Annotated in this window: 11 protein-coding genes; 3 read left to right on the plus strand and 8 right to left on the minus strand. The window is 44.0% G+C overall.

Going from position 1 to position 9214, the window contains the following annotated elements; all coding sequences use genetic code 11:
• The 3 genes from VF500_RS27665 to trxA form a co-directional block, all read right to left on the minus strand.
• On the minus strand, nt 1–615 hold a 615-nt coding region (locus tag VF500_RS27665), incomplete at its 3' end, for an AarF/UbiB family protein (protein ID WP_330862762.1).
• 4 nt (nt 616–619) lie between these two features.
• On the minus strand, nt 620–1273 hold the full coding sequence (locus tag VF500_RS27670) for a TetR family transcriptional regulator C-terminal domain-containing protein (RefSeq protein ID WP_330862763.1): 654 nt from the start codon (nt 1271–1273) through the stop codon (nt 620–622).
• A 100-nt stretch (nt 1274–1373) separates the two neighbouring features.
• On the minus strand, nt 1374–1670 hold the full coding sequence (gene trxA / locus VF500_RS27675; protein ID WP_090530271.1) for a thioredoxin: 297 nt from the start codon (nt 1668–1670) through the stop codon (nt 1374–1376).
• Nucleotides 1671–1872: 202 nt separating this feature from the next.
• Between trxA and VF500_RS27680 the strand changes: the two genes are divergently transcribed.
• A complete protein-coding gene (locus tag VF500_RS27680; RefSeq protein WP_330862764.1) occupies nt 1873–2754 on the plus strand; it encodes an alpha/beta hydrolase in 882 nt (293 codons plus the stop codon).
• Nucleotides 2755–2862: 108 nt separating this feature from the next.
• On the opposite strand, the gene VF500_RS27685 is transcribed toward VF500_RS27680, so the two are convergent.
• Entirely contained in the window at nt 2863–3699 is an 837-nt protein-coding gene (locus VF500_RS27685) for a DUF6263 family protein (RefSeq protein ID WP_330862765.1), read from the minus strand.
• Nucleotides 3700–3735: 36 nt separating this feature from the next.
• Between VF500_RS27685 and VF500_RS27690 the strand changes: the two genes are divergently transcribed.
• Nucleotides 3736–3999 carry a hypothetical protein gene (locus tag VF500_RS27690; RefSeq protein ID WP_330862766.1) on the plus strand — a complete coding sequence of 88 codons (264 nt, stop codon included), beginning with the start codon at nt 3736–3738 and terminating at the stop codon, nt 3997–3999.
• Nucleotides 4000–4286: 287 nt separating this feature from the next.
• Here the strand turns inward: VF500_RS27690 and VF500_RS27695 are convergent, their stop codons facing one another.
• From VF500_RS27695 to VF500_RS27705, 3 genes are all read right to left on the minus strand, one after another.
• Nucleotides 4287–5156 carry a hypothetical protein gene (locus tag VF500_RS27695; RefSeq protein ID WP_330862767.1) on the minus strand — a complete coding sequence of 290 codons (870 nt, stop codon included), beginning with the start codon at nt 5154–5156 and terminating at the stop codon, nt 4287–4289.
• Between the two features lie 446 nt (nt 5157–5602).
• Nucleotides 5603–5839: a hypothetical protein gene (locus VF500_RS27700; protein WP_330862768.1), complete on the minus strand. Its 237-nt coding sequence runs from the start codon at nt 5837–5839 to the stop codon at nt 5603–5605.
• Nucleotides 5840–5855: 16 nt separating this feature from the next.
• A complete protein-coding gene (locus VF500_RS27705; RefSeq protein ID WP_330862769.1) occupies nt 5856–6806 on the minus strand; it encodes an alkaline phosphatase family protein in 951 nt (316 codons plus the stop codon).
• A gap of 151 nt (nt 6807–6957) precedes the next feature.
• Here VF500_RS27705 and VF500_RS27710 point away from each other — a divergent pair, with 151 nt between their 5' ends.
• Nucleotides 6958–8193, plus strand: a complete 1236-nt coding sequence (locus VF500_RS27710) for a serpin family protein (protein ID WP_330862770.1) — start codon at nt 6958–6960, stop codon at nt 8191–8193.
• A gap of 124 nt (nt 8194–8317) precedes the next feature.
• Here VF500_RS27710 and VF500_RS27715 read toward each other — a convergent pair.
• A partial coding sequence (locus tag VF500_RS27715) for a class I tRNA ligase family protein (protein ID WP_330862771.1) occupies nt 8318–9214 on the minus strand: 897 nt, incomplete at its 5' end.

Here is a 9214-nt window from a genome sequence, read left to right on the forward strand (position 1 = left end):
ATAGTCGGTTTCTTCCAGCAGGCGTTCCTCAACCTCCTTCATGTATACATCCAGTTCCTTTTCACTCATGCCCAGCATCCGGAACGCGAAGGGTTTAACCAGTTTCAGATCGGATGAAATAGAATCGCCAACACCGGGGTACTGGATCTTTACGGCCAGCTTTTTGCCGTTTAGCTCTGCCTGGTGAACCTGGCCTATTGAAGCCGCATTGGTTGAGCGGATATTGAACTTATCAAAAATTTGATCCGGGTTTTTACCAAAATACTTCCTGAAAGTTTGTACAATAAGCGGCCCCGAAAGCGGCGGCGCATTATACTGCGACTGAGTGAACTTATCAACATAAGCCTGCGGCAGCAGGTTTTTATCCATGCTGAGCATTTGCGCTACTTTGAGCGCACTACCTTTAAGCTCGCTTAATGATTGATAGATATCAGCAGCATTATCCTCGTTTAGCTCCGATTTGTCCAGATCAGGATTGAATAGCTTTTTGGAGTAATGCTTAATATAATTGCCGCCAATTTTAATACCTGTTTTTACAAACTTGGCCGACCGCTGTACTTTGGTAGTAGGTATACTATTTTGTTCGGGAGTGGTTCCCGGAGTTTCATCTGCCATAATCTTAAAATCCCATCTTATCTTTTATCCCGCCGTTCTGCACTAAAAACTTACCATACTCAAAAAGATTGTCGATAGGCGAACGCTGGAAAAGATCAAAAGTTACATTAATGCCTTTTTCGATAGCCTCGTCGGTTTTTTCAAAGCCAGCCGAATTATCATTGATCCAAAAATTAAGCACAAATACAAACTGGATCCACAAGGCATCTTTATACTTTTTTGAGAAATATTTACGGTCGCTTAGTTCGGTGCTTTCAATCCCTTCTTTAAGGATCTCATCAGCAAAGCCTTCAAAAATGTCTTTCAGCGGGCTGAATACCTTTGGTGTTGTAAATCCTTTCGGCTGCTTTTTAATACTATAAACCGCAAAACTGCGGCTGCTTTTCAGCAACTCAAAAAAGCCATAAAAAAATGATAAAGCTTTCTCGCGCGATGTGTAGCCTTCCCAAACCTCCTGGGCACGGATCTCGGCTAATGTTTTGGTGGCAAAGGCTGCCCAAATGCCCTGCTCAACCGCCTCAAATGAGCCATAGAACTGGTAAAATTCAGCTTCGCTCATTTCATTTTGCTTTGCAAAAATATAAACCGATTTAGGCTGTTCGCCTTCGGTTAATACATAATCAATATACGCGTTCTGGATGCTTTCGATGGTTGCCATGTTGATTGGGATTTAAATCTCTCCTAAATCCTCTCCGCAGGAGAGGATTTTCTGAATTACTGTTTTTACTCCCTCTCCTTTGGAGAGGGCCGGGGTGAGGTTACAAAAATTGCTCCACTACCTGCTGCAGCTGCCTTGCCTGCACTACACCGCTTTGGCGCCATTTACTTTGCCCTTTTTGAAAAATCATGAGGGTAGGCACGCTTTGTATGCGGTAAGCGCTGGCCGCTGCCGGATTTTTGTCGATATCTATTTTAATGATCTTTACCTTATCACCTAACGCTGTTTTTACATCATGCAGTATAGGCGGCATCATTTTACAAGGCCCACACCACTCAGCCGAAAAATCGACCAGTACCGGTGTTTCTGATGCTATTATTTCCTGGAAATTTGCCATAAGCTTTTTTGTTAGTTGTTCATGGTTCATGGATGATGGTTCATAGTACGGGCATTATAGTAAGATGCCTGTTTTTCTGCAGATAAGCTAATTGCTATGCACTATGATCCATGAACTAAACGCTATTCAAATTTAACCATTAACTAACATAAAAGTTTAGTGCTTTAACACCAAACCTTCGGTTATAAAGTATATTTACTTTATGCAAACAAAACTAAGTACTTACCTATTCCTGGTGCTCCTTACACTGCCTTTTGCGGGCATAGCCCAGGATGCTGTTATCCCGCTTTGGCCGAACGGAGCGCCTGGTTTTGAGAACCGCCGCAACGAGCCGGAGCAGGCTAAGGATTACTGGGTGAAAAATATCCATAATCCGTCGCTTACTGTTTTTTTGCCGCCGAAAGATAAAGCCAATGGTGCCGCAGTGGTGGTATGCCCGGGTGGTGGTCATCGGTTGTTGGTATATACTGCCGAAGGGGTTGATCCTGCTAAGTATCTTAACAGTTTAGGTGTTACCGTTTTTGTGCTGAAATACCGTTTGGGCAGGGATACACTATCGCCATACAAAATACATGTACATGCTAAGCAGGACGGCTACCGGGCTATGCGGCTGGTGCGCAGCAAAGCAGCAGAATATGGACTGGATACAAATCGTATTGGAATGATGGGCTTTTCGGCGGGAGGCGAAGTGGTTGATATGGTGGCCTTTGGCGAAGGCAAAGGCGATCCGAAAGCAACAGATGCCATAGACAGGTTAAATGCCCGTCCGTCGTTTTTGATCCAGATCTATCCGGGGCCGCTTTACATTCCTGATCAATTACCATATGATGCCCCGCCGGCGTTTTTGTTGGCAGCCAATGATGACGTTTGCTGTTCGCCATCGGTGGTGAAATTATTGCAGCGTTACCGTGAAGCAAAAATACCGGTTGAGGTGCATATTTATACCCAGGGTGATCACGGTTTTAACATGGGGTACCGTTCAAAACTGCAAAGCATCAGCACCTGGCCCCAGCGCATGGCCGACTGGTTGAGCGACAATAATTATTTGCACCCCGCAGCGGCTAAAAGGATGAAGCTGCATTAAAAGTACAGCCTGCAATAGATAAAACAAAAAAGAGAGGCATATGCGTTTGGCTTAACCGCATAGCCTTCTCTTTTAACAATAGCCCCTATTGTACCCCTACGTTCGGGACTAATGTATCTTGTAACAGCTTTCGGTAAAAGCTGTGCGTTTTGACGCCGCGTAAACTATACGGTTGTGGAGCTGATAGCCACTTATGATGCTTTTCATCATCCGCTCCAGGATCACGCCTGTTTGGTTATCAATTACGTATACGCCGTTTGTATTGCTGTTGGTGTAGCCGCCGGTAATAGCGCTTTCAAAGACCACGGTGGTTGTTTTGTCGGTGAGCTTATCTACCCAAAATGTGTTTTTAGTTTTTTGCCCGTTCACAGTAGTTGAATCGGCCCAGGTATAGCCTGGTTTAAGTGATTTGGTTACCACAAAATCGGCCAGCAGGCCAAGGGTGCTCCCCTTTACAATTTGGTCCTGCTGCAAACCGGTAAATGCTGTGAAGGTATCATTGGTAAATTGCAGCGCCGGATCAGTAACATCCGTTACCAGCCCATTTTTATTGATGGTTACCGATGCAACTTTACCGGCAATATTATTAAGCGCTTTGGCGATAGCTGAGCTGTCGGTAACGGGCTTGTCTGAGCTATACTCCAGTTTTTTACCCATGGCATCAACCGTATCGGCAATGTGTTTGGTGGTAACTGCAAGGTTAAAGCCTTGGCCGTTAGCGTCAACCACATCATACACTTTGGTTGTTGATGAAAAACTGTTGATGTTAAACTTTTGATCGCCGCGCTGCAGTACGGTATTTGAGCTCAAAAAAGCAGTGCGTTGAAATTGATCGCCTTTTTTAAAAGCAAATATGCGGTGGGCCGTTTGTGCATGGCTTAAAGCAGATATGCCTGTAAGCAGTACGGCTAAAATTGTTTTAAGCTTTTGTATTTGGGGTTTCATGTAATTTTAGTTTAAATGAGAGCAAGTTTTTAATACATGGCAGTTTATTTTAACTGCCATGTATTGATCCTAATTAATGCAAGGGCTTTAAACCCGGTATTGGTGGCACCGGTGGTATCGGTGGCACTGGCGGAATCGGCGGTACCGGCGGTATTGGTGGTACCGGCGGTATTGGTGGTACCGGCGGTATTGGTGGTACCGGAGGGATCGGCGGCACCGGAGGGATCGGCGGCACCGGCGGTATTGGCGGCACTGGCGGAATCGGCGGCACCGGTGGTATTGGTGGCACTGGTGGAATAGGCGGTACCGGTGTTATCGGCGGTACCGGCGGAATTGGTGGTACCGGAGGGATTGGCGGCACTGGCGGAATTGGTGGCACCGGAGGTATTGGCGGCACCGGCGGAATCGGCGGTACCGGCGGAATTGGCGGCGGTACGTTCCAATCCGATTGATTGTTTCTGCCTTGTGCAGAAGCCCGTTTGATGCTTATGACCAAAGTTGCGGACGCGACTAATGCTGCTATGATTATCTTTTTCATAGATCTATATGTTTTAATGAAATAATTAAATGCTTTTGCTGAAAGAGAGTTACCGTCGGTTTAGGGAGAGCGGGTAACCGAGGGAGAATACCATATTGGCTTTATCATTGGTATACCGGGTAAGGTTTGCAACCCCCACCGCTAAACTTAGGGGCACAGGGAATGGCCTGATCCCTGCCGAAATGCCGAGGTTCATACCCGTCCATTCGGCATTTACATTTACGTGCTGGATAAGCTCATAGGATATGCTGCCAAACACAGCGGTGCCATGCTTTCCCCGCCCTGCTGCAATATCTTTGGGGCTTTTTTCATAAAATCTGCCGCTGCCTATACCTATTGTATAACTAAGCCTCGAACAGCCAGGGGTTAATGATTTAATAGTTTGTATTGCGTGGCTTACAGCTAGATAAAAGGTTGAACCAGAGGCATCCGACTGGCTTTCATTGGCAAACACTTGCAACGCCCCGGCCGAGATGCTTGTCCCCGCAAATAATCTGCGGCTTACAATAAAGTTCCCGGAAAAGTCCCTGAATTTATGCACGTCGGTCATATTTAAACTGGCAGCAAAGTTTACTGCTTTTACAGGGTTGCCAACACATGCCCCTACTGAGGTTATCAGATCGGCTTTGTTATTATGGTATGTTTCAGGATAGGTGGCGCCAAGCCCCCCGAACAGGTAAGTGCCGTACCCGCCAAACCCCGAGGGTATTAAAATGCCACCGGGGGCATCACTGGGGTAAAGCTCACTTTGTACCTGTGTTGTTTGCAGGTTAGTTTGGGGCGTCGGTGCCAAAAAATCATCCATTTTTTGCGTGAGCTCCTTTTCAAATTGGTTTTGACTGAAAGCGGTTTGAGCACTCAAACAAAGCGCTGTAACAGCACAGCAAATGAGCACCCGTATATTGGTTTTGTAGGTCATTTTAGTAAACAGGTTAGGTAGGGGATTAATGATTGTAGTAAAACAGATCAACGCTATCCGGCAATAGGTCTAATGTATGCAATTTACCGGCAAAAAAGCAACGGACAATTTTGGGTTTTTTAGATAAAATAACGGATTAAACAACAGGCTTACGATGCCTTTGATAATAAGATCTGGCATGCTGTTTACAAGCGTTACACCAGGGGTACATAATTGTGGCTTTTTCATTGTGGTTTGGGGTTGTTTTTATATCACAAGTTTACGGCGCCGGCGCAGGGTGTACAATACAAAGTAGTTTGTATTTTGGATTGAATGACGATAATTTTGAAATGTTTATTGGGCTACAAAATGTAAATCCTCTTCCCTGCATTGCGCAAAGAAGGGGATTTAGCTTAATGTTTTAGTAATGGCATATCAAGCTGCCGGGTTGCCAGCTATCTGCTGATCTATTTCTTCTCCTCCAATACAACCCACCTGTTCACGGTATTATTCAACCCCTCTATGGCAATTTTATAAAATTTAGAGGGCGTATTTTTAACATCAATCAGTACATGTTCATTGCTTACAGGCACTGTTGCCAATAACTTATATTCATCGGCTTTACCTTCTTTAAAAGTATTTTCGGAGGCTACCCAGATCTTTACACTGCCCTTAGGGTCAAGTGCTTTCCAGGTGATATCCAATGAGCCTTGTACATAGTTAGCTGTCTATCTCACGTAGCTGGGCTTCGGGTACTTTTACATTTAAAAAGCTGTTGATTGATGGAGTGATGTCAACAATACCTGGTGTATAATATTTAGCATAACTATTCAACGGACGATAACTGGTAACCATCCAGGTTGAGCGCTGACGGGTGCTTTGACCTCCGTGATCTTTACCGGTTGCTTCACTACGGCCATGATCAGTGGTTATAAAGATGAGCCAGTCTTCCTTAAAATGTTGCTTGCGATATTGTATCGCCGCCCAGATCTTACCAACCTGCGCGTCCATTTTTTCAATGGCATCATAATATTGCGGGCTATCACCGTATTTATGACCCATATCATCAGTATATTCCAGGTATACCCATGAAAGGTCAGGCGCTTTGTCTTTAATACAATCTGCTGCCGAGGCTGCTACCTGCTCATCAATCAGGTGCATATAATTCCCGGCTTTATCATGCGGAAATTTTACAGTATCCAGCTCATAGCCATCGTAAGCATAATCGGGATGAATATTGCCGGCCTCGGGTAGTTTATCGCCTATCAGTTTGGTGCGGTTATCCGTCCAGCTGCTGAAAACTGCTGTTTTTTTGTTGGGATAGGCGTTTTTAAACATCCTGAATACATTCCAGTAGTTGTAGTTAGGCGCTTTGATATCATTACCCCAAACATTGTGTTTATTTACCCAGGTAGCAGTGAGCAAACTGTTATAGCCATTAGCCGATATAGTTGGTGTTTGCGAATAACCGCCTTTTTCGCCGCCAACATGGGCGCGTAGATAGGTGCCCTGTTTGGCTATCAGTTTGAGGTTAGGGGTATTTAGTTTTTCGATCACATCGGCAGGAATACCATCGGCAATAATAAAAACCGCTTTACGGGTTTGGGAGGCGGCATTGAGCCCTGTTGAGACAAGCAGGATAAGAGCTGCGGTTTTAAGTAGATTTCGCATTGGTATAAATAAGTATTTTAAAAGACTAAACTACGGTGTTTTAAAAGCACAGGCGTTAAAAAATTGTTATGGTTTTTATCGTTCATAAATTTTTAACACGCTGTAGCGTAAGTGGTTTACAAGTCGTAATGTAATTATAAACCTATCAACTATGATGCGCAAAATTACTTTACTCGGTTTGGGGATTTTAGCAATAACCGCCTGCAAAAAAGGCGGTGTTGGCCCTGTTAATAACGGTCCGGGTAAGGACCTGGTGCTTTCGGCAACTGAACAGCAACAGATTGGGCCCGGTAATGCTTTTACCTTAAAGCTGTTTAAAGCGGATGCCGGAACTATTGCGAACGATCAAAACCTCATTATTTCGCCTTTAAGTGTAAGTTTCGCTATTGGGATGACCAGCAATGGCGCCAGCGGGCAAACGCTCAAAGATATCCGTAAAACTATGGAGTTTGACAGCTTCACGGAAGACCAGGTAAATAGTTACCATCACAACCTTATAACCAATCTTCCCGATCTCGACCCAAACACAACGCTTAAAATAGCCAACTCCATTTGGTACGCCAATAATTTGACAGTGCTGCCGACATTCCTGAAAACCAATACTGATTATTATAATGCCGAAGTAAAAGCACTTGATTTTACCGATAAAACAGGGGCATTAAATACTATTAATAATTGGGTAAGTGCGCAAACCAATAATAAGATTCCGGAAATCATCAAGAAAGTAGATGACGGTGCACGCATGTACCTCATTAACGCTATTTATTTTAAAAGCAACTGGAAAACCCGGTTTGATGCTGCCAAAACATATAAAACATCGTTTCACCTCGCCAACAGCAACACGGTGCAAACCAATTTTATGACCAATAACAACGTTGACCTCAAAGCTGCTTTTGTTAGTGATGCTACTGTGGTTGAGTTGCCGTACAGCAACAGCAAATACAGTTTGGTAATGATCATGCCAGATGAAGATTTGAAAACCTTTGCCCTTGCCCTTGATTCAAGCAAATGGAATTTGCTAATGGGTAAACTTACCGACACTAAATCAAGTATTACCATTCCTAAATTTAAATTCAGTTATGGTACCGACCTAAAGGATATTTTGGGATCATTAGGAATGAGTATTGCCTTTAGCAACCAGGCTGATTTTAGCCGGATAACAGCAGGTGGAGGTTTAACTATAACCGAAGTAATGCACAGAGCCTATATTGATGTGAATGAGGATGGTACGGAAGCAGCGGCTGCAACCTCCGTTAGTGTGGGCTTCACCGCAGCACCAACGAAAAATATAATTATTGACAAACCTTTCATTTTTGCCATAAGAGAAATGAAAACCGGGTTAATCTTATTTGCGGGGATAGTTAATGATCCTACGCTGAGCGAGTAAGGGCTTGATTGCTCGTATTAGAATGACAATTTGTTTTAGAAGCAATAAAAAAAGCCCCGGTTTTGCAAAACAAAACCGGGGCTTAAAATTTTCAAAAGTACCCCCCTTTAGGGGGCGGAGGGGGCTACACCACCATATTCACAATCCTGCCTTTTACCACGATCACCTTTTTAGGTGTTTTACCGTCGAGGTATTTTTGTACATCGGCGCTGGCTAAAACGGCGGCTTCTATTTCTTTTACATCAAGACTTAACGAGATGCTCAGGTTCATTTTCATTTTGCCGTTGATAGAGATTGGGTAAGCAAACTCATCTTCCACCAAATATTCGCTGTTGAATTTAGGGAATGGTGCATATGATAAAGTACCATCGGCATTACCCAATAACGACCATAACTCTTCGCAAATATGTGGAGCATATGATGAAAGGATGATCACCATATCCTGCAATATAGCGCGGTTATTACATTTCAGATCTGTCAATTCATTCACTGCGATCATAAAGCTTGAAACTGAAGTATTGAACGAGAAACGCTCGATATCTTCCTCAACCTTTTTAATGATCTTGTGCAGCGATTTCAATTCGGCTTTTGATGGAACTGCATCGCTTACACCAAATTCCCAGGCATCATTATGGAACAACCTCCAGAATTTACGCAGGAATTTGAACACGCCTTCAATGCCATTGGTATTCCATGGCTTGCTCTGCTCCAGCGGACCTAAGAACATTTCGTACATGCGCAGGGTATCAGCACCGAAACGGGTTGCTATATCATCAGGGTTAACAACATTGTAGTACCTTTTTGACATTTTTTCAACCTCAACACCACAAATGTATTTGCCGGCTTCCAAAATAAATTCAGCATCAGCAAATTCTGGTCGCCATTGTTTAAACTTAGCAATGTTTAGCACTTCGTTTTCAACAATGTTAACATCAACGTGTATCGGCGTGGTTTTATGTTCTTTGATCAACCCGTGCGATACATAGGTGTTGGTGCCGCGGCCCTCCTCATCAATCAGCCT

The organism is Mucilaginibacter sp., from assembly GCF_036383575.1.
GTDB lineage: Bacteria > Bacteroidota > Bacteroidia > Sphingobacteriales > Sphingobacteriaceae > Mucilaginibacter.

Coding starts and splice junctions, on each gene's coding strand:
- VF500_RS27680 (WP_330862764.1), top strand. CDS start 1,873: ATGCAAACAAAACTAAGTACTTACCTATTCCTGGTGCTCCTTACACTG.
- VF500_RS27670 (WP_330862763.1), bottom strand. CDS start 1,273: ATGGCAACCATCGAAAGCATCCAGAACGCGTATATTGATTATGTATTA.
- VF500_RS27705 (WP_330862769.1), bottom strand. CDS start 6,806: ATGCGAAATCTACTTAAAACCGCAGCTCTTATCCTGCTTGTCTCAACA.
- VF500_RS27710 (WP_330862770.1), top strand. CDS start 6,958: ATGATGCGCAAAATTACTTTACTCGGTTTGGGGATTTTAGCAATAACC.
- VF500_RS27695 (WP_330862767.1), bottom strand. CDS start 5,156: ATGACCTACAAAACCAATATACGGGTGCTCATTTGCTGTGCTGTTACA.
- trxA (WP_090530271.1), bottom strand. CDS start 1,670: ATGGCAAATTTCCAGGAAATAATAGCATCAGAAACACCGGTACTGGTC.
- VF500_RS27690 (WP_330862766.1), top strand. CDS start 3,736: ATGGCAGTTTATTTTAACTGCCATGTATTGATCCTAATTAATGCAAGG.
- VF500_RS27685 (WP_330862765.1), bottom strand. CDS start 3,699: ATGAAACCCCAAATACAAAAGCTTAAAACAATTTTAGCCGTACTGCTT.